Annotated in this window: 18 protein-coding genes; 11 read left to right on the forward strand and 7 right to left on the reverse strand. The window is 65.8% G+C overall.

The genetic code is table 11. The annotated features are described in order from the left end of the window. Positions 1 to 291: 291 nt before the first annotated feature. Positions 292 to 1,371, forward strand: a complete 1,080-nt coding sequence (locus tag VGH68_RS22245) for an NAD(P)/FAD-dependent oxidoreductase (protein ID WP_331605873.1) — start codon at positions 292 to 294, stop codon at positions 1,369 to 1,371. A 24-nt stretch (positions 1,372 to 1,395) separates the two neighbouring features. On the opposite strand, the gene VGH68_RS22250 is transcribed toward VGH68_RS22245, so the two are convergent. After that, on the reverse strand, positions 1,396 to 1,596 hold the full coding sequence (locus VGH68_RS22250) for a hypothetical protein (protein WP_331605901.1): 201 nt from the start codon (positions 1,594 to 1,596) through the stop codon (positions 1,396 to 1,398). Between the two features lie 393 nt (positions 1,597 to 1,989). Between VGH68_RS22250 and VGH68_RS22255 the strand changes: the two genes are divergently transcribed. The 5 genes from VGH68_RS22255 to VGH68_RS22275 all read left to right on the forward strand — a co-directional run bounded on the left by VGH68_RS22255 (position 1,990) and on the right by VGH68_RS22275 (position 7,204). Next, positions 1,990 to 3,963, forward strand: coding sequence for a PAS domain S-box protein (locus tag VGH68_RS22255; protein WP_331605874.1), 1,974 nt, complete (start codon positions 1,990 to 1,992; stop codon positions 3,961 to 3,963). Between the two features lie 165 nt (positions 3,964 to 4,128). Beyond that, entirely contained in the window at positions 4,129 to 5,295 is a 1,167-nt protein-coding gene (locus tag VGH68_RS22260; protein WP_331605875.1) for an acyl-CoA dehydrogenase, read from the forward strand. Positions 5,296 to 5,330: 35 nt separating this feature from the next. Then, positions 5,331 to 5,954 (forward strand): class I SAM-dependent methyltransferase, encoded by a 624-nt coding sequence (locus VGH68_RS22265; protein WP_331605876.1) that lies wholly within the window; start codon positions 5,331 to 5,333, stop codon positions 5,952 to 5,954. Further along, positions 5,951 to 6,604 (forward strand): glycosyltransferase, encoded by a 654-nt coding sequence (locus VGH68_RS22270; protein ID WP_331605877.1) that lies wholly within the window; start codon positions 5,951 to 5,953, stop codon positions 6,602 to 6,604. The genes VGH68_RS22265 and VGH68_RS22270 overlap by 4 nt, the downstream gene beginning before the upstream one ends. Positions 6,605 to 6,709: 105 nt before the next feature. Beyond that, complete coding sequence (locus tag VGH68_RS22275) at positions 6,710 to 7,204, forward strand: DUF421 domain-containing protein (RefSeq protein ID WP_331605878.1); 495 nt, start codon at positions 6,710 to 6,712, stop codon at positions 7,202 to 7,204. 28 nt (positions 7,205 to 7,232) lie between these two features. Here VGH68_RS22275 and VGH68_RS22280 read toward each other — a convergent pair whose 3' ends face one another. Beyond that, positions 7,233 to 8,630 (reverse strand): MFS transporter, encoded by a 1,398-nt coding sequence (locus VGH68_RS22280; RefSeq protein ID WP_331605879.1) that lies wholly within the window; start codon positions 8,628 to 8,630, stop codon positions 7,233 to 7,235. A gap of 233 nt (positions 8,631 to 8,863) precedes the next feature. Between VGH68_RS22280 and VGH68_RS22285 the strand changes: the two genes are divergently transcribed. From VGH68_RS22285 to VGH68_RS22300, 4 genes are all read left to right on the forward strand, one after another. Continuing rightward, positions 8,864 to 9,007, forward strand: coding sequence for a hypothetical protein (locus VGH68_RS22285; protein WP_331605880.1), 144 nt, complete (start codon positions 8,864 to 8,866; stop codon positions 9,005 to 9,007). 358 nt (positions 9,008 to 9,365) lie between these two features. Continuing rightward, on the forward strand, positions 9,366 to 11,918 hold the full coding sequence (mprF, locus tag VGH68_RS22290) for a bifunctional lysylphosphatidylglycerol flippase/synthetase MprF (protein WP_414696974.1): 2,553 nt from the start codon (positions 9,366 to 9,368) through the stop codon (positions 11,916 to 11,918). Beyond that, positions 11,915 to 13,183 (forward strand): virulence factor family protein, encoded by a 1,269-nt coding sequence (locus VGH68_RS22295; RefSeq protein WP_331605882.1) that lies wholly within the window; start codon positions 11,915 to 11,917, stop codon positions 13,181 to 13,183. Before mprF ends, VGH68_RS22295 begins: the two co-directional genes overlap by 4 nt. Positions 13,184 to 13,625: 442 nt before the next feature. Then, on the forward strand, positions 13,626 to 14,816 hold the full coding sequence (locus VGH68_RS22300) for a 4-hydroxybenzoate 3-monooxygenase (RefSeq protein WP_331605883.1): 1,191 nt from the start codon (positions 13,626 to 13,628) through the stop codon (positions 14,814 to 14,816). Between the two features lie 205 nt (positions 14,817 to 15,021). Here VGH68_RS22300 and VGH68_RS22305 read toward each other — a convergent pair whose 3' ends face one another. From VGH68_RS22305 to VGH68_RS22315, 3 genes are all read right to left on the reverse strand, one after another. Then, positions 15,022 to 15,267: a hypothetical protein gene (locus tag VGH68_RS22305; protein WP_331605884.1), complete on the reverse strand. Its 246-nt coding sequence runs from the start codon at positions 15,265 to 15,267 to the stop codon at positions 15,022 to 15,024. Between the two features lie 84 nt (positions 15,268 to 15,351). Further along, positions 15,352 to 15,729, reverse strand: a complete 378-nt coding sequence (locus VGH68_RS22310) for a hypothetical protein (protein WP_331605885.1) — start codon at positions 15,727 to 15,729, stop codon at positions 15,352 to 15,354. A 107-nt stretch (positions 15,730 to 15,836) separates the two neighbouring features. Further along, a complete protein-coding gene (locus tag VGH68_RS22315; RefSeq protein ID WP_331605887.1) occupies positions 15,837 to 15,974 on the reverse strand; it encodes a hypothetical protein in 138 nt (45 codons plus the stop codon). A gap of 688 nt (positions 15,975 to 16,662) precedes the next feature. Between VGH68_RS22315 and kdgT the strand changes: the two genes are divergently transcribed. Beyond that, positions 16,663 to 17,679 (forward strand): 2-keto-3-deoxygluconate transporter, encoded by a 1,017-nt coding sequence (gene kdgT, locus VGH68_RS22320; protein ID WP_331605888.1) that lies wholly within the window; start codon positions 16,663 to 16,665, stop codon positions 17,677 to 17,679. 63 nt (positions 17,680 to 17,742) lie between these two features. Here kdgT and VGH68_RS22325 read toward each other — a convergent pair whose 3' ends face one another. Together VGH68_RS22325 and VGH68_RS22330 are read right to left on the reverse strand one after the other, a co-directional pair. Beyond that, positions 17,743 to 18,330: a GNAT family protein gene (locus tag VGH68_RS22325; RefSeq protein WP_331605889.1), complete on the reverse strand. Its 588-nt coding sequence runs from the start codon at positions 18,328 to 18,330 to the stop codon at positions 17,743 to 17,745. A gap of 174 nt (positions 18,331 to 18,504) precedes the next feature. Continuing rightward, positions 18,505 to 19,950 carry an NAD-dependent succinate-semialdehyde dehydrogenase gene (locus VGH68_RS22330; protein ID WP_331605890.1) on the reverse strand — a complete coding sequence of 482 codons (1,446 nt, stop codon included), beginning with the start codon at positions 19,948 to 19,950 and terminating at the stop codon, positions 18,505 to 18,507. Between the last annotated feature and the right edge of the window lie 270 nt (positions 19,951 to 20,220).

Raw genomic sequence — 20,220 nt, forward strand, 5'->3', positions numbered from 1 at the left:
AGTTGAGGTTCAGCTCAGGTGCTAGCTCAGAGGCCAGTTCAGGTACCAGCTTAATCCCCGCAATGGATTCCAAAAATAACCGGTTTCGGCTATTTCCAGGTAGCCACTTCGGTGCATCGGATACGACGCTTGCGCCAGCGCGTCCGAGCAGCAGCGCGGTGCGCCGAGCATCCTTACCGCTGGCAATGGCATCGTTGCCGCGTGCCGATCGATTCGGTATGGTGGCTGATCGCCCCCCGACCTGCGCCACTCGTTTATGCGGGCGTTATCGTCGTTACCGGAGAACCGTCCATGGTCACCGCCGCCGCCTCCGCCTCCACCGCCGAGCTCGCGTCCGCTTCGTCACCGGCGCCAATCCGCATCGACGTGCTGATTGTCGGGGCCGGTCCGGTGGGGCTGTTCGCCGCCTTCGAGGCCGGCGTGCTCGGCCTCACGTGCCAGATCGTCGACGTGCTCGGCAGGGTGGGCGGGCAGTGCATCGAGTTGTATCCGGACAAGCCGATCTACGACATCCCCGCAATTCCGTCATGCACCGCGCGCGAACTGGTCGAGCGCCTGCTCGCGCAGATCAAGCCGTTCGACGTGCCGATCCATCTCGAACAGCGTGTCGACACAGTCGAGCAGCGCGACGATGGCCGCTGGACCGTACGCACGCAGCGCGGTCTCGTCTTCGATGCCGCGGCGATCCTGCTCGCGGCCGGCAACGGCGCGTTCGTGCCGCAAAAGCTGATGCTTGCCGAGGCGGTGCCGCTTGAGCAACGTCACGTGCACTACAGCGTGCCGCGGCTCGCCGATTTCGCGGACAAGATCGTGGTCGTCGCGGGCGGCGGCGACTCGGCGCTCGACTGGGCGCTGGCCTTGCGCAAGGTCGCGCGGCGCGTGACGCTCGTGCATCGGCGCGCCGGTTTCAGCGCGGCCGATTCGAGTGTCGAGCTGATGCGGCGCGCGGTCGAAGCGGGCGAGATGGATTTCATCGTCGGCGCGATCGCGGGCCTGAACGTGGAGGGCGGCGAACTTAAATCGCTGACGCTGCGGCATATCGAGGGCGAAACGCAGCTCGACGCCGAGCATCTGATCGCGCTCTATGGACTCGTCGCCGACCTGGGCCCGATCGCGCAATGGGGACTCGCGATCCACGGCGGACGCATCGATGTCGATACGTCCAACTATGAGAGCTCGCGCCCCGGCATTTTCGCGGTCGGCGACATCGCCAACTATCCGAACAAGCAGAAGCTGATCCTGTCCGGTTTCCACGAGGCATCGCTCGCGTTGCGCAAGGCGTACGCGTACGCGTATCCGGAGAAGAAGCGCGTACACGTGCATTCGAGCTACGACGCGAAGCTCGCGGAAAAGATCGGCGCGGCGGGGTGAGCGAGAGTTAGCGTTGGCCCAGTCCTATTTGCCGGCGGGCTGGCTCGCCGCCGCGGCGGTTTGGGTCTTTTCCTTGTCTTTCTTCTTCGCTTCATGGTGGCCGATCGCGCAGCCGGCTGCCGCGCCCGCGACGCCGTGATGGCCGGCGACGTGGCCCGTTACACCGCCCACCGCCGCGCCCTTGGCGCAGCCTTCGGCCTGCGCGATCTGCGGCCCGGCGCCCAGCGCCGCGGCAAGCGCGAACGTGGCGGCGCAGCTTCGGAAGAGACTCTTGAATACATGTTGCGATTGGGTGTTTTGCAATTGAGGCTCCTGTTCTAATCAAGTCGGGCAACGCGCAGCCCGAAGCCGCGACGCGGCGGAGCTGCCGTTATTACGCTCTAGCAAATCCAAGGCCCGGCGTTTAAGCTTTGCGTCTCGTGAGGCGGGCGGCGCGCTGCCGGCCGTACAAACGCGCGCGGACCGGCGCGCGGATTTGCGAATCAGCGTTCCGGGACCGCGCAAGCCAGTCGAACCCAATGCGAGCCAATGCAAGCCGATGCAAGCCGCGACGCAACCGGGCGCCGCCGTTCAGGTCCGGCGCTTGCTAAAGAAGAAAAATTCCCCTACGTGCATCCCATGACCCTGCTTGACGTCCCTTCTTCCCGCGAAAACGGCGAGCCTGCGCAAATTCAGGCCGAAGCCGCGGCGACGCCGCCAGTCATAGTCGATTACTCGTCGCTCGTGCAGGCGATCGAGGACTACGCGATCTTCCTGCTCGACGCGCGCGGCCACATCGTCAGTTGGAACGCGGGTGCGCAGAAGCTGAAGGGCTACACCGAGAGCGAGATCGTCGGTCAGCATTTTTCCCGCTTTTACACCGACGAGGCGGTCGCGCGCGGCTGGCCGGCCTACGAACTGGAGCAGGCGGCGCTGATTGGCCGCTTCGAGGACGAAGGCTGGCGCGTGCGCAAGGACGGCTCGACGTTCTGGTCGAACGTCGTGATTACTGCGATCCGCAACAATGCCGGCACCGTGACGGGCTTCGCGAAGATCACGCGGGACCTGACCGCGCAGCGTGAATACTTCGAAGCGCTGCGGCAAAGCGAGGAGCGCTTTCGTCTGCTCGTCGACAGCGTCAAGGATTACGCGATCTTTATGCTCGATCCGCAAGGCTTTGTCATCAGCTGGAATTCGGGCGCCGCGCGCATCAAGGGCTATACGCACGATGAGATCGTCGGCCGGCATTTCTCGCTGTTCTATCTGCCGGAAGAGGCCGCGGCCGGCAAGCCGGTGCGCGAGCTCGCGATCGCGCGGCAGATCGGCACGGTCGAGGACGAGGGCTGGCGCGTGCGCAAGGACGGCACGACCTTCTGGGCCAATGTGATCATCACCGCCGTGTACGACGAAGCGCGGCGGCTGCGCGGCTTCGCGAAGGTCACGCGCGATCTGACCGAGCGGCGCCGGCGCGAAGAGCTCGAACGCTCCGGCGAGCGCATGCGCGAGTTTCTCGCGACGCTCGCGCACGAGTTGCGCAATCCGCTCGCGCCGGTGCGCAACGCGGTCGGCGTGATGCAGATGGAAACCGGATTGAGTCCGGTGCTCGCTCGCGCGCGCGACCTGATCGATCGCCAGGTCACGCACCTCACGCGGCTCGTCGACGATCTGCTCGACATCGGCCGGATCATGTCGGACAAGGTCGAGCTGCGCATCGCGCGGGTCGACCTCGCCGAGCTGGTCGCGCGCGCGATCGAGGCGGCGCGGCCATTTACCGATGCGCGCGATCAGCATGTCGTCGCGCATGTGTCCGGCGAACCGGTGGTGATTCGCGGCGACATGACGCGGCTCGTGCAGGTGCTGCAGAACCTGCTGCACAACGCGTCGAAATTCTCGCCGCACGGCAGCACCATCGACGTGCTGGGCCGGATCGACTTTCGCATGGCGGTGCTCGAAGTGCGCGATCCGGGCTGCGGCATTGCGGTGCGCTCGCTCGACAAGATCTTCGAGTTGTTCGCGCAGGAAAAGGACAGCCAGGGCCTCGCCGACGGCGGCCTCGGCATCGGTCTTACGCTGTGCAAGTCGCTGGTCGAAATGCATGGCGGCAGCATCGTCGCGAGCAGCGAGGGGGCGGGACTCGGCGCCACCTTCACATTGAGTTTGCCGCTTGCTTCCGCGCGGGTCGAAGCAGGCGGCGATGACGCGAGCCTGACCGAGCCCGAAGCCCGATCGCTGCGGGTGCTGCTCGTCGACGACAACCGCGATTCGGCCGACAGTCTCGCGATGCTGCTCGGGCTCAAGGGCCACGAAGTGCGCGTCGCCTACGGGGGCGAGGAAGCGCTGCAGATCGCGCCACGCTTCGCGCCGCATCTCGCGCTGATCGATATCGCGATGCCGAAGATGGACGGCTATGCGACGCTTGCGGGCATGGGCACGATGCCCGAGTTGGCATGCACGATGTTCGCGGCGATGACCGGCTTCGGTCATGCCAGCGATCTCGAGCGCACGAGTGACGCGGGCTTTCATGCGCATCTGGTGAAGCCGGTGGAAATGGCGGTGCTCGATATGCTGCTCACGCAGGCGGACGAACGGTTGAGCGGGAGCAAAGCGAGGTAGGCGCCTGCGTTTTGCTAGCGAGTGCCACACCTGCCGGCGCGACGACCGCGCGCGAGTTGCCGCGAGCGACGCGCCACGCCGCGGCACATCGCTTGCTAAGACCTGCATACGCGAATGCCCGCCGGGAGCCGGCGGCATGGGATCGAACCGTTGCAGGGAGACACGATGCTCGAGACGCGCGACCATGCGGCCAGCTTCAACGCACAGCAGTCACGACAACACCAGCATGAAAGCAATGACCGGGCGCGACTGTCGCCGGCAATTGCCGCGCCGCTCGACGCGTTTCTGCGCGACGCGCGTTTTGATCCCAACGATCCCGCCGCGCCTGCCGGCCTGCTCAGCGCGCTGATCGAGCGCGGCTACGATCGCCCGCCCGCGCTGCCGTTGCCGGCGCAGGGCGACACGCTCACCCGCTGGCGCGCACTCGCGGCCGTGGCCGGGTGCGATCTCGGTCTGGTCAAATTGTTCGAAGGCCATACCGACGCGCTTGCGATCCTTGCCGAACTGGATGGCCCCGTGCCGCCCGATGGAAGCAGGTGGGGAGTGTGGGCCGCCGAAACGCCGGACGCGCGCGTGCGGGCGACAACTGCCCGCGCTGCACGCACCGGTGAGGCCACGGCGCAGCTGCAGCTTAGCGGGACGAAAGCGTGGTGTTCCGGCGCGCATGCCGTCAGCCATGCGCTCGTCACCGCGTGGCTCGACGACGAACCGGTGCTCGCTGCCGTCGCGATGAATCACGCGTCGATCTCGATCGATACGTCGAAATGGCAGGCCGTCGGCATGCAGGCAACGCAGAGTGCCGATGTGAGCTTCGACATAACGCCGGCGACACGCGTCGGCGCGCCGCATGCGTATGTGCAACGTGCGGGCTTCTGGCACGGCGGCGCCGGCATCGCCGCGTGCTGGTACGGTGCCGCCGCGCGAATCGGCCAGACGCTGCGCGACGCGTGCGCGCGGCGCGCCGACCCTCATGCGCTCGCGCACCTCGGCGCGACCGACGTCGCATTGGCCGCCGCGGCGGCGCTGCTGCGCGAGAGTGCCGCGTGGATCGATGCGCATCCGCGGGCCGACGCGATCAACGTCGCATTGCGCGCGCGCCTCGCAGTCGAGGCGGCGGCGAGCGCCGTGATCGAGCATGCGACGCGTGCGCTCGGCGCTGCGCCGCTGTGCCGCGACGCGCGCTTTGCCCGTGCGCTCGCGGACCTGCCCGTGTTCCTGCGGCAAAGCCATGCGGAACGCGATCTCGCCGCGCTCGGCGAACTGCTGGCCGCGCCCGCGCGCGGCGAGCGCACGCCCGCCAGTCCATCCACCGCTGCGCAGTGGATGCTCTGACTCCCGCCCCCCGGATTCGCGAAAGGACCACAGAGATGAGCTCGACGGTGCAGTACTTCGATGACCTCTACCGGCGCAGCGACGATCCATGGCGGCTGCGCGAAGGCTGGTACGAACGCCGCAAGCGCTCATTGACGCTGGCGTTGCTGCCGCGTCCGCGTTATCACAATGCGTTCGAGCCGGGCTGCGCGAACGGCGAGCTGACCGTCGAACTCGCGAAGCGCTGCGATGCGCTGCTCGCGGCCGATCTGCACGAACGGGCCGTGACGCTTGCCCGCGAGCGGCTGGCCCGCGCCGCGCAGGGCGCGCAGCCGTCGCACGTGCGCATCGAACAGCGCACGGTGCCGCGCGAATGGCCGACCGAGGCGGGACCCTTCGATCTGATCGTCATCAGCGAATTCGCGTACTACCTCGACGCGGCCGAACTGGAAACGCTGGCCGCGCGAATCGCCGCTTCGTTGACGACGGACGGCACGCTGCTCGCGTGCCACTGGCGCCGCCCGTTCGCCGAAGCGCGCGAATCCGCCGATCGCGCGCATGCGCTATTCGATGCGCGCTGCGGGCTGGCGCGTCTCGCGCATCACGACGAAGCCGATCTGCTGATCGACGTGTGGTCGCGCGACGCGCGCTCGGTCGCGCAACGCGAAGGGCTCCTATGATTGGCGTGATCGTTCCCGCGCATAACGAAGAAGCGTTGATCGCTCATTGCCTCGCGGCGTTGTGGGAAGCGTCGCGGCACGAAGATCTCGCGGGTGAGGCGGTGCGCATCGTGGTCGTGCTCGACGCGTGCAGGGATTTTTCCGGCGCGATCGCGCGCGCTTATGGCGTGCAGACGCTGACACTGAAAGCACGTAACGTCGGCATCGCGCGCGCGGCTGGCGCGGCGCAGCTGCTCGCCCAAGGGGCGCGCTGGCTCGCGTTTACCGATGCGGACAGCCGCGTGGCGCCCGGCTGGCTCAGCGCGCAGCTCGCGCTGCGCGCCGACGCGGTATGCGGCTCGATCGCCGTCGATGACTGGAGCCCGCATCCGCACAGCGTGCGCGAACAGTTTCGCAAGACCTACCTGGACGCCGATGGCCACCGTCATGTGCATGGCGCGAATTTCGGCGTGTCGGCGGATGCGTACCGGCGCGCCGGCGGCTTTCCGCCGCTTGAATGCAGCGAGGATGTCGCGCTCGTCGATCGGTTGATCGCGAGCGGCGCGCGCATCGCATGGAGCGCCGCGCCGCGGGTGATCACCAGTGCGCGCACGGCCGCCCGCGCGCGCGGCGGCTTCGGCGATACGCTCGCCGCGTGGGCGGCCGCATGACGCGCGCGGCGGCGTCGCGAGCGCGACTCGCGCCGCGCTGACGAGGCCGCGCGATCGATCGACGGCACGGCGTCGGCACTGCAATCAGCCGCGAGGAGGGCATACATGATGGACGCGATCGTCGTTCTGTTCGGCGAAGGCAGGAATCTCGACCCGTTGCAGATGGGGCTGCGCGCGATCGTCATCTTTGTGATCGCGCTGGCGCTGATTCGCGTGTCGGGGCGGCGTTCGTTCGGCCAACGCTCCCCCTTCGATTCGGTCGTGGTGATCCTGCTCGGCTCGACGCTGAGCCGCGCGATCGTCGGTGCGTCGCCGTTCATCGCGACCGTGGTCGCATCGTTCCTGATCGTGGCGTGTCACCGGATGCTTGCATGGGCATGCATGCGCTCGCATCGCTTCGAGCGGCTGGTAGGCGGTGTGGAGCGCGAGGTGTACAGCGACGGCACGTTCAACGCGCCCGAAATGCACGCGGCGCTGATGACGCGCACGGACATCGAAGAAGCGGTGCGGCAGAAAACCGGTTCGCGCTCGATGGACAACGTGGCCGCCGCGATTCTCGAACGCAATGGCGAAGTGAGCGTGATCCGCAAGGGCGCCTAGCTGCGCATCGCGTGGCGTCGCGCGACGCTTAACCGCGCCCGCCGCGCGAGATTTCGTCGCCCGCGCCGCGCGGCAAACGTCGCGTAACCGGAATCGACGCGAACGAGCACAGCCCGACCACCAGAAACGCGGGCCAGAAGTCCGACCACATCGTGGTCGGGTGGCCATTGAGCACGCGCGTCATCTGCAGCACGATACCGCCGATGGTCACGCCAAGGCCCAGCGACATCTGCTGCACGACGCTGCCCAGACTCGTTGCGCGGCCGACGTCGCGGCTCTCGATCTCCGCGTAGGTCAGCGAATTCAGGCTGGTGAACTGCAGCGCGGGGAAGAAGCCGCCGAGCAGTACCACGACCCAGATGATCCACGCCGGCGTGTGCGGGAAGAACAGGCCGCAGGCGGCAATCGCCATCCCCGATAGCGCCGCGTTGATCACCAGCACGGAGCGAAAGCCGAAGCGACGCAGCACGCGCGATGCGATCGTGCGCATGAACATGCCGCCGAACGCCGACGCGCAGGTGATCAGCCCCGACTGGAACGCGCTCATCCCGTGACCTTCCTGCAGCATCAGCGGCAGCAGGAACGGCAGCGCGCCGAGGCCGATGCGAAACAGCGAGCCGCCCAGCACGCTGGCCTGGAAGGTCGGCACCTTCAGAAAGCGCAGATCGAGCAGCGGCAGTGCGGCGCGCCGCGCGTACGCGACGTAGATCGCAAGCAGCACCGCGCCGGCCGCGCACATGCCGAGCGCGTCGACATTCGCAATCAGCTCGCCGCCGACCAGCGACAAGCCGAGCAGAAACAGCACCGCGCCCGCCGCGGATAGCAGAAAGCCGATCCAGTCGAGCGGACCCGGGTCGGGCTCGCGCGTGTTGGCGATGTAGCGATTGGTCAGATAGATGCCGAGGATGCCGATCGGCACGTTGATGAAGAAAATCAGCCGCCAGTGCAGATAGGTGGTGATAAAGCCGCCGAGCAGCGGGCCGGCCGCGGGGCCGAGCATCGCCGGCACGCTCAGATAGTTCATCGCGCGGATGAAATCGGCTTTTTCGACCACCCGGAAAATGATGATTCGCCCGACCGGCACCATCATCGCGCCGCCGACGCCCTGCACGAAGCGCGCAACGGTGAACGTGCCGAGCGAGGTCGATGCGGCGCACAGCAACGAGCCCGTCACGAAAATGCCGATCGCGGTGCGGAACACCGTGCGCGCGCCGAACTTGTCGGCGAGCCAGCCGCACACGGGGATGAACACGCCGAGCCCGAGCACGTAGCTGGTCACCGCGATTTTCAGCGTGACCGGATCGCGCCCGAAATCGCGCGCCATCGCCGGCAGCGCGGTGACGATCACATTCGCGTCGACGCTTTCCATGAACATCGCGCATGCGACGATAAGGGGCGCAATCAGGGCTTTCTGAACGGCGGTCATGACGGCGGGGCTGCGGCGGGCGTCGCAGGCAAAGGGGGGATTATTGCACCTGTACGGTGCAGGTTGTTAATAAACGGCGTGCCGATTGCCTTTTTACCCTCTGGAGTTCGACGCGGCGGGGCGGCGCCCAACATTCCGTTGAATCATTTATTTCTTGTTGCACTGCGCCATAAGAAGACTATAATCGGGTTATTGCTTAGGTGAAAACCCTTACTACGAACAAGGAGCCCGTCATGAACACAGCATCGAACGCCGTCCGTTCCACTCCCGCCGATACCACGCTGTTCGGCAAGCTGCGCGCACTGGCGCTGCACGCGTGGAACCTGCACCTGCAAAACTGCGCAGTGATCGCCGAAGCGTATCGCCGTCCGCAGTAACAGGTACTGGCCGGGGCCGCGAAGGCCCCATCCGCGATAAATGCCCGCTCGAGTAGCGGGCATTTTGCTTTCTGATTCCTTTCGCAAACGTCCTATCCGTTGCCCCGATGGGCTCCCCGCAGCCGCGAGCGGTGCCCGAAGCGTCGCCATCCGGTCCTTTTCGGGATTCTCCGCGCAGCTGAACCGTCAGCAAAATCATCCGCGCTGTCAACCTTTTGCCCGTTTTGCCGTTATCACTTTGTAATCGTCGAAACAGGCGATACAGCGCGCGCGACGGCCCGTCGCCGCTGCACTCTCGCAAGGCCCCGCATTGACCATGTTTCATCGACTTCAACACAGCTTCGTGCGCCCCGGCGCGATGCTTCGCCGGGCGTCGGAAGCGCTGGGCAGCCGCGGACTGCTCTCGCCCGTGCTTGCGCTCGTGATCTGCGGGCTTCTGCTGGTGGTGCTGCAGCATCTGTCGGAGGCAGTCGACTACCGCTCGGTGATACGCGAATTGCGTCATCTGTCGGCGCGCGAGTGGATCGGCGCGCTCGGCGCGACCGCGCTCAGCTATCTGGCGCTGGCCGGGCGCGATGCGGTCGGCCTGCGCTACGTGGGCACGAGCGTGCCGCGCGCCGCGTTGTGGGTCGGCGCGACCGCCGGCTCCGCGCTCGGCAATGTGACGGGTTTCGGCGCGCTGACGGGCGGAGCGGTGCGCGCGCGCGTCTACGGTGTGGCGAACGTGACGCCCGCGCAGATCGGCCGCATGACCGTGTTCACGAGCGTGTCGCTCGCGCTCGCACTGGTGCTGATGAGCGCGTTCGGCATGCTGTGCATGGCCGGTGCGCTCGCGCCGATGCTGCATCTGAGCCCGCTCGCGCTGCGCTGGGGCGGCGCCGCGCTGCTGCTCGCGCTGGCGCTCGCGGCCGCCGCGTGCCGCGGCGAAGCCCGATCCGTGCGTACGCGCTGGCAATGGCTGTCATTCGATATTCCGGCGCGCCGCGATCTTTTCGCGCAGGTCGCGCTCGCGGTGCTCGATGTCGTCGCCGCGGGCCTCGCGCTGTGGGCGCTGCTGCCGCACACGAACGTGAGCTTCGTCGGCTTTATCACCGTCTACGCGGCCGCAATGCTGCTCGGTCTGATTGGCCACACGCCCGGTGGCGTCGGCGTGTTCGAGGCGGCGATGGTGTTCGCGCTGAACGGCAGCGTGCCAATGCAGCAGATGGTTGCCGCGTTGCTGGCCTATCGGGCGATCTATTTCGGCGTGCCGCTAATCGTGTCGGCGGCGCTGCTCGCCGGCTTCGAGGGCCGTGCGCTGAAGAGCCGCCTGTCGCTGCTGCAGGCGCAGCGCGTGTCGGAACTCGCGCCGCTGTTTCTGAGCCTGGTCACCTTCGTGGTCGGCGGCATGCTGGTGATTTCGAGCGCAACGCCGGCGTTCTGGCAACGCATTCATATGCTGCGCGACGTGGTGCCGCTGTGGGTGCTCGAAAGCTCGCAGATGCTGTGCAGCGTGCTTGGCGTGCTGCTGCTGTTCGTTGCTCGCGGCCTGCTGCGGCGGCTCGACGCCGCCTGGTGGATGACGCTCGCACTCGCGATGCTGAGCCTTGCGCTGTCGCTGACCAAGGGTCTCGCATTCGTCGAGGCGGGCGTGCTCGGTATGCTGATCGTGCTGCTGCTCGCGACGCGCAAGCGCTTCAATCGTCATTCGTCGCTGTTCGCCGAGCGCTTCACCGCGGGCTGGCTGGTATCGGTCGCGATGGTGCTGATGCTGGCGACGTGGGTGATGCTGTTCGCGTTCCGCGACGTGCCGTACACGCGCGACCTGTGGTGGCAATTCGCGTTCGACGAGCGCGCGCCGCGCGCGCTGCGCGCGACGCTGGCCGCGAGCCTGTTCGCCGCGACGTTCTCGTTCTGGCAATTGCTGCGTCCGGCGCCGGGCCGCTTCGTCAAACCGGCGCCCGAGGACCTGCACGATGCCGCGCGGATCGTGCGCGCGCAGGAACGCAGCGACGCCGGTCTTGCGCTGATGGGCGACAAGAGCTTCCTGTTTTCGGAGTCGCGCGAGGCATTCCTGATGTACGCGAAGTACGGCCGCACGTGGGCCGCGCTGCACGATCCGGTCGGGCCGCGCGCCGAATGGGCCGGGCTGATTCGCAAGTTCGTCGCGCTCGCGCATCAGCATGGTGGGCGCGCCGCGTTCTACCAGGTGCGCGCGAACGCGTTGCCGCTGTATCTTGACGCGGGTCTGACGCTGATGAAGCTCGGCGAGGAGGCCCACGTGGTGCTCGACGACTTCGATCTGAAGGGCTCGCATCGCGCGCATCTGCGCTATGCGCTCAAGCGCGGCGAGCGCGACGGCTTCACGGTCGAGGTGATCGATCAGGCGCATGTGCCGGGCTCGCTCGAAACACTGCGTGCGATTTCCGATGGCTGGCTCGGCAGCCACGATGCACGCGAGAAGAGCTTTTCGGTCGCGGCTTTCCATGATGAATACCTCGCCGCCCAATCGGTGATGCTGGTGCGCCAGAACGGCGAGCCGGTCGCGTTCGTCACGTTCATGACGACCGATCTGCACACCGAGGCGACCGTCGGCGTGATGCGCCACGTCGAAAGCGCGTCGTCGTATGCGATGGAATATCTGTTCACGCAGCTTGCGCTGCATCTGAAACAGGCGGGCTTCCGCTCGCTGAGTCTCGGCATTGCGCCGCTTTCCGGTATGCAGCCGACCCCGCTCGCGTCGCGCTGGCATCGCGCTGCCGGCATCGTGTGGCGCTTCGGCGGCCGCTTCTACAACTTCCGCGGTCTGCGTGCTTTCAAGAGCAAGTTCCAGCCGCACTGGGAGCCGCGCTATCTCGCGGCATCGGGTTCGGTGGGGGTGTTCTTCACGCTCGCGGACCTGTCGTTGCTGGCGGGAGGCCGGCGTTCATGACATTGCATCCGTTCTTCCGGCTCGCCGTCGCAGCGAGCGTTCTGACCGGCGGCGCGCTCGCGCACGCGGCCACCAACACGGTGGTGCCTGGCGGCCGCTATGGCGACGTCAAGGTCACGCAGCCCGACGGGCCGTTGCGCGGTTTTGTCGTGCTGTATTCGCAGGCCGGCGGCTGGAGCGCGGCCGATCAGCAAAGCGCGGATGCGCTGGCGAAGGCCGGCGCGATGACCGTCGGGGTGGATACCGCGCGTTACGCGCAACATCTGAAAGCCAGCAAGGAAACCTGCCATCAACTGGTCGGCGATGCGGAAGCGTTAAGTCATCAGCTCGAACGGCAGTCGCAGTCGAGCCATTACTTCGCCCCGATCGTCGCGGGCACCGGCCAGGGCGCGACGCTCGCGATGCACGTGCTCGAACAGGCGCCGTCGAATACGATCGCCGGCGCGGTGTCCGTCGATGCCGACCCAACGCTCGATGCGCGCTTTCACCCATGTCCGCCGGATCCGACCGTGATCCGCGACAAGGTGCCGGGCTTCGTCGAAAAGGCGAACAGCGGCGACGCCGATCGCGCGCGTCTGGTCGCATTGGTCACGCCGCATCTGCAATCGGTATCGACGAACGCTGACGACGTGTCCGATCTACCGTTGATCGAACTGCCGCCCACGCACCCGAACGGCCTGATGGCGATCGTGATTTCCGGCGACGGAGGCTGGCGCGATCTCGACAAGACGATCGCGCAGGCGTTGCAGAAAGATGGCGTGTCGGTGATCGGTTGGGACAGCCTGCGTTACTTCTGGAGCGAGAAACCGCCCGCGCAAACGAGCCGCGACCTTGCGCGCGTGATGCAAACCTACGGTGCGCGTTGGCACGCGCAGCACATCGCGCTCGTCGGCTATTCGTTCGGCGCCGACGTGATGCCGTTCGCGTACAACCGTCTGCCGGAGGACCTGCGCGCGAAAGTGTCGCTGATCTCGCTGCTCGGGTTCGCGCCCGACGCCGATTTCCAGATTCGCGTCGGCGGCTGGCTCGGCATGCCGGCCAGCGACAAGGCGCTGAACGTGAAGCCGGAATTGACGCAACTGCCGCCATCGATCGTGCAGTGCTTCTATGGCGCGAACGAGACCGATACGCTGTGTCCGGCGCTTGGCAATACCGGCATCGCGGTGATTCGCACGTCGGGTGATCATCATTTCGGCGGCGATTACAACGCGCTGGAGCAGCGCATTCTCACCGCGTTCAGGAAGCGGAGCGGTTTGCAGGATTGAGCGTCGCGGTGTTCTTTTGCCAGGCCCGCGGTTGAACGTGCGCTGTCGCGCGTGCCCAGCAACACCAACGCCCGACGGATTGATGCCCGAGAACGACAACGACGCGTTCGACCGCTTTATCGAGACGCTGGGCTACCCGTGCTGGAAAGAGACCAAAAACGCGGTCTACCGGCGGTTCCTTGTGTAGCTGATCCCGGCCGAGCGAATCGGGGTTTACGCGAGGGGAGCGCCGCGTCGACCTGCGGTGTGCCCGGCTCCCCGAATTGCTGCAGAACCGCACACCGCCTGCCTTTGCGGCCGACCAGCGCCGGTCTCCGGAGGCTTCGCTTCTGGCCTTTTATCTCGTCCCGCGATACGTCTTATCCGGAATATCGCGTTGCGGGATAGCCGCGACGATCGTCACACTGAGCGCAAATTTCATCGCTGCATTCAGGAGACATCCATGCGCACTCAAGTCGGCATCATCGGTGCCGGGCCCGCCGGGCTGCTGCTTTCCCATCTTCTTCATCTGCGCGGTATCGAGTCGGTCGTACTCGAAACACGCACCCGCGATCAGATCGAATCCACCATCCGCGCCGGCGTGCTCGAACAGGGCACGATGGACCTGCTGACCGAAACCGGTGTCGGCGAACGCATGAAAGCCGAAGGCGCGCTGCACCACGGCTTTGAGCTGGCGTTCGAAGGCAGGCGTCACCGCATCGATCTGACCGACCTCACGGGTCACGCGATCACGGTTTATGCCCAACACGAAGTGATCAAGGATCTCGTCGCGGCGCGGGTGGCCGCGGGCGCCGAGCTGCGTTTCGGTGTATCGGACACGTCGATTCACCGCATCGATACCGATACGCCGTTGATCCGCTATCGCCACGACGGCGAGCAGCACGAACTGCAGTGCGATTTCGTGATTGGCTGCGACGGCTCACAAGGCGTGTCGCGCGCGTCGATTCCGCACGCGCTGCGGCGCGATTTCGAACGCGTCTATCCGTTCGGCTGGTTCGGGATTCTGTGCGAAGGACCGCCGTCGTCGGACGAACTGATCTACGCACGTCACGAACGTGGCTTCGCGCTGATCAGCACGCGTTCGGACAACGTGCAGCGCATGTACTTCCAGTGCGATCCGAAGGACTCGGTCGATAACTGGTCCGACGATCGCATCTGGGCGGAACTGCATGCGCGCGCCGACTCACACGACGGTCAGAAGATTATCGACGGCAAGATCTTCCAGAAGAACATCGTCGCGATGCGCAGCTTCGTTTCGACGACGATGCAGCACGGGCGCCTGTTCCTTGCCGGCGATGCCGCGCACATCGTGCCGCCGACGGGCGCAAAGGGCATGAACCTGGCGGTTGCCGACGTGAAGGTGCTGAGCCAGGCGCTCGATGCGTTCTATCAGCACAGCCGCACGGATCTGCTCGATCGTTACAGCGACACCGCACTTAAGCGCATCTGGCGCGCCGAGCACTTCTCGTACTGGATGACCAGCATGCTGCATCGTATCGATGGCGCTTCGCCATTCGAGCAGCAGTTGCAAATCGCCGAGCTCGAATACGTGACGACCTCGCGCACCGCGGCAACCGTGCTTGCGGAGAACTACGTGGGGATCGCTGGCGCGCAGATGCAATCACGGCGCTAACTGTCGGGTGACGCGGGGGGCCTTTGATCGATCGAGAGACCCCGACGCGTCGCTGCATCAAACTTTGCAGGCGTCGCGCCAGACCGGTTGCGGAACTTGTGGCACAAAGGTGCTAATTCACGTTGCCGCTTTCACACGTCAATTTTTACACGTCGATCTCACGCGCTAAGCTAGCGCGTCGACCTCATCCGTCTTCCTCGCACGATCACGAACGCAGCAGCGCCATCTCGTTTTGCAGCAGCGCGAGAAGATCGTCGTCGGTCGGCCGCGTGCCCCAATGCCGCGCGCCCGCGACCGACGCGATCGCCATCCACGAATGCGGTGGAAACCATTCGCGCAGCAACGCGCCATCCTGACGCAAACACAGTTGACCAGTCTGCTCGCTGTATTCAGCGCAAATGACCACACCGTCGACTCGCGCCATCACTCGTCTTGGATCGTTATTCAGCACGTCGTCGCTCCTGCCGATGGGTTAGCGCGAATGCCCGCGATGCGAGGGCAACGCGGCCGCGTGCGCACTGCGGCTGCGGCATGATCAATGGTCGTGGTCGTGGTCGTGCCCATGGCCATGCCAGCCGTTGTCGTGCCAGTCCCCATGCGGGCCGCGCGCATCGTGCCATTCGCGGTGATGGCGTTCCCATTCGCGACGTTCCCAGTAGCGGTGACCATCGTAGTATCGATCGCCGTACCAGCCAGGTGTGATCACGACCGCGGCTGGCGGCGGCGCATACACGGGCTCGGGCTGTTGCACATAGACAGGCGGGGGCGCCTCGACCACCGCGGGTGCGACCGCGATGCCGGGCAGACCGATATTCACGCCGACGTCGACGTGCGCGAAGGCTGCCGACGATGCGCCGATCGCGAGGCCGGCGACGAGCGTCAACGATGTCCAGCGGTTGCGTGAATGAGTCATGTTTTGTTCTCTTTATCGATGTTGTTGGTGGAGCAAAAAACTGACAGGCCGTGCTCGCAAGCTGCGCAAGGTGCGCGGGTCAGCATCCGATGCGTGTCGCCACGCGCTCAATAGTGGCCGCGGTCGTCGTAGTGGTCATGATCGTGATAGTGATCATGGTCGTGGTGATCGGGGACCACGATGCAGCCGCTCAACATGCCGCCAAGCGTGGCGGCCAGAATGATCAGAGCGAAAATTTTCTTCATGACGTTGCTCTCTGTTGACTGTGTGGGTTTATATGAATCTGTGTTGCGCGCTATTGCGTCGGTATAGCCAAGGCGATTCGTGTGAACCGCTTTCGTTTGAACCGAACTCTACTGAGCAGCACGATTACCGGTGTGTTCGTGTGTAACAGGACGTGTCGACATGCATGCGCGGCAATGCGGCGATGCGAAGGGAATAGACAGCGTCGATGGACAGCAGATCGCCCGCGTCTTAATGACAAGCGATTGTCACGCCGGTATGCAAACCCTTGAACGGTTTAGAAAAGAACCGTGGCCAACGACGCGCGATACGCGTGTCGATGCCGGGCCGCCGGTGCATCGGCGGTAAGACAGAGAAACGCATCGGCTTTCGCGGCGAACGCGTCGCGCGGATACATTCAGTTGCAGAGTGGGGGCAGTGGACTGGTTGGCGCGCTCGCGCGAGAGAGCGTCGTACCCAGTGACGACATCGCAGGCAAGGCCCGGTCGACCAACACCGATACGCGTCGTCGAGCGCCGCATGGGTTATGGATATCTGCGGGGTAAACGATAGTCCGATACGCGAAAACAGAGCGAAACAGCGTTCCTGTGGTGATGCTATATTGCGCCGGACAGGGAGAGCCCCGCACAGAACGGGACACAAGCGCGGGTAATCCACCCGTCAACGGACATGACAGTCCATGGAGGAGACATGAAGATAAAGAAGGCCATCGACCGCATTCCAGGCGGCCTGATGCTGGTGCCGCTGCTGCTCGGCGCCTGCGTTCACACGTTCGGGCCGGGCGCGGGCAAGTACTTCGGCTCGTTTACCAACGGCCTCATTACCGGCACGGTGCCGATCCTCGCCGTCTGGTTCTTCTGCATGGGCGCGACGATCGACCTGCGCGCGACCGGCATGGTGCTGCGCAAGTCGGGCACGCTGCTCGTCACCAAGATGCTGGTCGCGTGGGTCGTCACGCTGATCGCAGCGCGCTTCATTCCTATCGAGGGCATCAAGACCGGGTTGTTCGCGGGACTATCGATTCTCGCGATCACCACGTCGATGGACATGACCAACGGCGGTCTCTACGCGGCCGTGATGCAGCAGTATGGTTCGAAGGAAGAGGCGGGCGCGTTCGTGCTGATGTCGGTCGAATCGGGCCCGCTGATCAGCATGATCATTCTCGGCGCGACGGGTGTCGCGTTCTTCGAGCCGCGGCTCTTTGTCGGCGCGGTGCTGCCGTTCGTGATCGGCTTTGTGCTCGGCAATCTGGATAGCGAGCTGCGCGAACTGTTTGGCCGCTGCGTGCATCCGCTGATTCCGTTCTTCGGTTTCGCGCTCGGCAATGGCATCGATCTGAACGTGATCGTGACGAGCGGCTTGCCCGGCATCGCGCTCGGCCTCGGCGTGATCGTCGTGACCGGCATTCCGCTGATTTTCGCCGATCGCTGGATCGCGGGAGGCAATGGCGCGGCGGGGTTGGCGGCATCGTCGACGGCGGGGGCCGCGGTGGCGAATCCGTCGATCATTGCCGACATGATTCCGAGCTTCAAGCCGCTGGTGCCGGCCGCGACCGCGATGGTCGCGACCGCCTGCCTTGTGACCGCGATTCTCGTGCCCATTCTGACCGCGCTGTGGGTGCGTCGGCATCAGACGGGCAATGCGTTGAGCGACGAATTGGCGACGCCGCAAGCCGCGCCGCTCAGCGAAAGCGACGCGCGCATTTGACGTTCGGCCGGGTGGCGCCACGACAGGCGCCGCCGACGCCACAGCGCGCTTTTCAGCGCGCCATCAGCGCGCCAGCTTCGCTTCCAGCATCGCCTTCACCGCCGGCCATTCGTCGTCGATGATGCTAAAGCGCACCGAATTTCGCTTGCGTCCATCCGGCATGATCCGTTCGTGGCGCACCACGCCTTCCTGTTTCGCGCCGATGCGCACAATTGCGGCGCGGGACTTCTCGTTGAGCTCGTCGGTCGTGAACTGCACCCGCACGCACCGCATGACGTCGAACGCATGGCACAGCAGCAGATACTTCGCTTCGGTGTTCACCGGCGAGCGCTGTGCCGATTCACTCAGCCACGTATGGCCGATTTCGAGCTTGCGGTTCGCGCGGTCGATCTTCCAGAAGCGCGTGCTGCCGACAACCCGCTCGCCGTTGGCATCATTGGCGCGCCGCACGATCACGAACGGCATCACGGTGCCGGCCTCGCAACCGGCGAGCGCTGTGGCGATATAGGCGTCGATGTTCGCCGGTCCCGGCACGACGGTCAGCTTCAGGTCCCACAACTGTCCGTCGTCGGCGGCGTCGACGAGCGCGCGCGCGTGATCCTCGCGTAGCGGGCGTAGCTCGACGGTCGAGCCGATCAAGGTGGGTTGCATCGGTTGGGCGAGATTTCGTTGATGGCAATAAAAAAGGTCCGCGAGTGAAAGACTCGCGGACCCGATGGACCGGTCGAACTGCGATCGAACTGCAGGCTCAAACCGCGCTACTCAACCGTACGGGAGACGACGCGCCGCCAACCCAGACCGCTACGCCGTTCCCCGCCTGTAGCCTTAGGCCGACATAACCGTGACCGCCTTTGTCACGAGGTAAGCCTCCATCGCCTCCGGACCGCCTTCCGAGCCGTAGCCGGAATCCTTCACGCCGCCGAACGGCATTTCCGGCGTCGGCGTGGCCGGCTGGTTGATCCACAGCATGCCGACTTCCATCTGCTGCGACAGCAGATGCACGTTGCTGAACGACTTCGTGTACGCGTAGCCGGCGAGGCCGAACGGCAGGCGGTTCGCCTCGGCGATCGCTTCCTCGAGCTTGTCGAAGCCGCGGATCGCGGCGACAGGGCCGAACGGCTCGTTGTTGAATACGTCGGCGTTGAGCGGCACGTCGGTCAGCACGGTGGGCGCGAAGAAGTTGCCTTCGGAGCCGACGCGCTCACCGCCCGTCGCGATCTTCGCGCCGGTCTTGCGCGCATCGGCGACGACGTTGGCCATCGCGCTCAGACGGCGCGCATTGGCGAGCGGCCCGAGCGTCGTGCCGTCGGCGAGACCGTCGCCGAGCTTCAGGCTTTCCGCGTGCTTGACGAGCGCCGCGGCAAACTCTTCGCGAATGCTGTTGTGCACGAGGAAGCGCGTCGGCGAGATGCAGACCTGGCCCGCGTTGCGGAACTTCGCGGCGCCGGCTGCCTTCACGGCGAGCGCGACGTCGGCGTCTTCCGCGACGATCACCGGTGCGTGGCCGCCCAGTTCCATCGTCGCGCGCTTCATATGCAAACCGGCGAGCGACGCGAGCTGCTTGCCGACCGGCGTCGAGCCGGTGAACGTGACCTTGCGGATCACCGGATGCGGGATCAGGTAGCTCGAAATTTCAGCCGGGTCGCCGAACACGAGGCCGACCGTACCGGCCGGCACGCCGGCTTCGACGAACGCCTGCAACAGCGCGGCCGGCGACGCCGGCGTTTCTTCCGGCGCCTTCACGAGGAAAGAGCAACCGCAGGCGAGCGACGCCGACAGCTTGCGCACGACCTGGTTGACCGGGAAGTTCCACGGCGTGAACGCGGCGACCGGGCCGATCGGCTCGCGCAGCACCTGCTGCTGCGCGGCGAGGTTGCGCGACGGCACGATACGGCCGTACACCCGGCGGCCTTCGTCCGCGAACCATTCGATGATGTCGGCCGCGGCCAGCACTTCGATGCGGGCTTCGGCGAACGGCTTGCCCTGTTCCTGGGTCATCAGGCGGCCGATGTCGGACGCCCGCTCGCGCACCAGCGCGGCGGCCTTGCGCATGATGGTCGCGCGCTCGTTGGCCGGCACCTTGCGCCATGCGGCGAAACCGCGCTGCGCGGCGTCGAGCGCGCGGTCCAGATCGGCGATGCCGGCATGCGCCACCTTACCGATGGGCTGGCCGGTCGCGGGGTTGATCACGTCGAGAGTCTTGCCGCTGGCAGCGTCGCACCATTCGCCGTTGATCAGAAGTCGGGTATCGGTATAGCTCGAAATGGCCATGCTGGGTTCCTGTGAGTGGGAAAACAACGGGCCGCGCGGTCGTGAAGCGGGTGGCGACACGAGCGGTGCGGCCATCGATAAATTTGCCAAACGACTATGTTAGCCGATTGCGCGCGATCGCACCGGCCCTGGCCCCCGCCCGGCGGACCTGGCACGCTGCTTGCGGCGCGCTTGGCACCGCTTTGGCCGTGCAGACCGGGGCGGCACCCGGCGGCGCCGTCGGTTCAGACAGACCATCAGGTCTGGCGAGCCAGGCGGACGGCCTGTGGG

It is taken from the genome of Paraburkholderia sp. (assembly GCF_036488505.1).
Taxonomy (GTDB): Bacteria; Pseudomonadota; Gammaproteobacteria; order Burkholderiales; family Burkholderiaceae; genus Paraburkholderia.

Coding starts and splice junctions, on each gene's coding strand:
- VGH68_RS22325 (WP_331605889.1), bottom strand. CDS start 18,330: ATGCAACCCACCTTGATCGGCTCGACCGTCGAGCTACGCCCGCTACGC.
- VGH68_RS22315 (WP_331605887.1), bottom strand. CDS start 15,974: ATGAAGAAAATTTTCGCTCTGATCATTCTGGCCGCCACGCTTGGCGGC.
- VGH68_RS22300 (WP_331605883.1), top strand. CDS start 13,626: ATGCGCACTCAAGTCGGCATCATCGGTGCCGGGCCCGCCGGGCTGCTG.
- VGH68_RS22245 (WP_331605873.1), top strand. CDS start 292: ATGGTCACCGCCGCCGCCTCCGCCTCCACCGCCGAGCTCGCGTCCGCT.
- mprF (WP_414696974.1), top strand. CDS start 9,366: ATGCTTCGCCGGGCGTCGGAAGCGCTGGGCAGCCGCGGACTGCTCTCG.
- VGH68_RS22285 (WP_331605880.1), top strand. CDS start 8,864: ATGAACACAGCATCGAACGCCGTCCGTTCCACTCCCGCCGATACCACG.
- VGH68_RS22255 (WP_331605874.1), top strand. CDS start 1,990: ATGACCCTGCTTGACGTCCCTTCTTCCCGCGAAAACGGCGAGCCTGCG.
- VGH68_RS22260 (WP_331605875.1), top strand. CDS start 4,129: ATGCTCGAGACGCGCGACCATGCGGCCAGCTTCAACGCACAGCAGTCA.
- VGH68_RS22330 (WP_331605890.1), bottom strand. CDS start 19,950: ATGGCCATTTCGAGCTATACCGATACCCGACTTCTGATCAACGGCGAA.
- VGH68_RS22295 (WP_331605882.1), top strand. CDS start 11,915: ATGACATTGCATCCGTTCTTCCGGCTCGCCGTCGCAGCGAGCGTTCTG.
- kdgT (WP_331605888.1), top strand. CDS start 16,663: ATGAAGATAAAGAAGGCCATCGACCGCATTCCAGGCGGCCTGATGCTG.
- VGH68_RS22270 (WP_331605877.1), top strand. CDS start 5,951: ATGATTGGCGTGATCGTTCCCGCGCATAACGAAGAAGCGTTGATCGCT.
- VGH68_RS22280 (WP_331605879.1), bottom strand. CDS start 8,630: ATGACCGCCGTTCAGAAAGCCCTGATTGCGCCCCTTATCGTCGCATGC.
- VGH68_RS22265 (WP_331605876.1), top strand. CDS start 5,331: ATGAGCTCGACGGTGCAGTACTTCGATGACCTCTACCGGCGCAGCGAC.
- VGH68_RS22275 (WP_331605878.1), top strand. CDS start 6,710: ATGATGGACGCGATCGTCGTTCTGTTCGGCGAAGGCAGGAATCTCGAC.
- VGH68_RS22310 (WP_331605885.1), bottom strand. CDS start 15,729: ATGACTCATTCACGCAACCGCTGGACATCGTTGACGCTCGTCGCCGGC.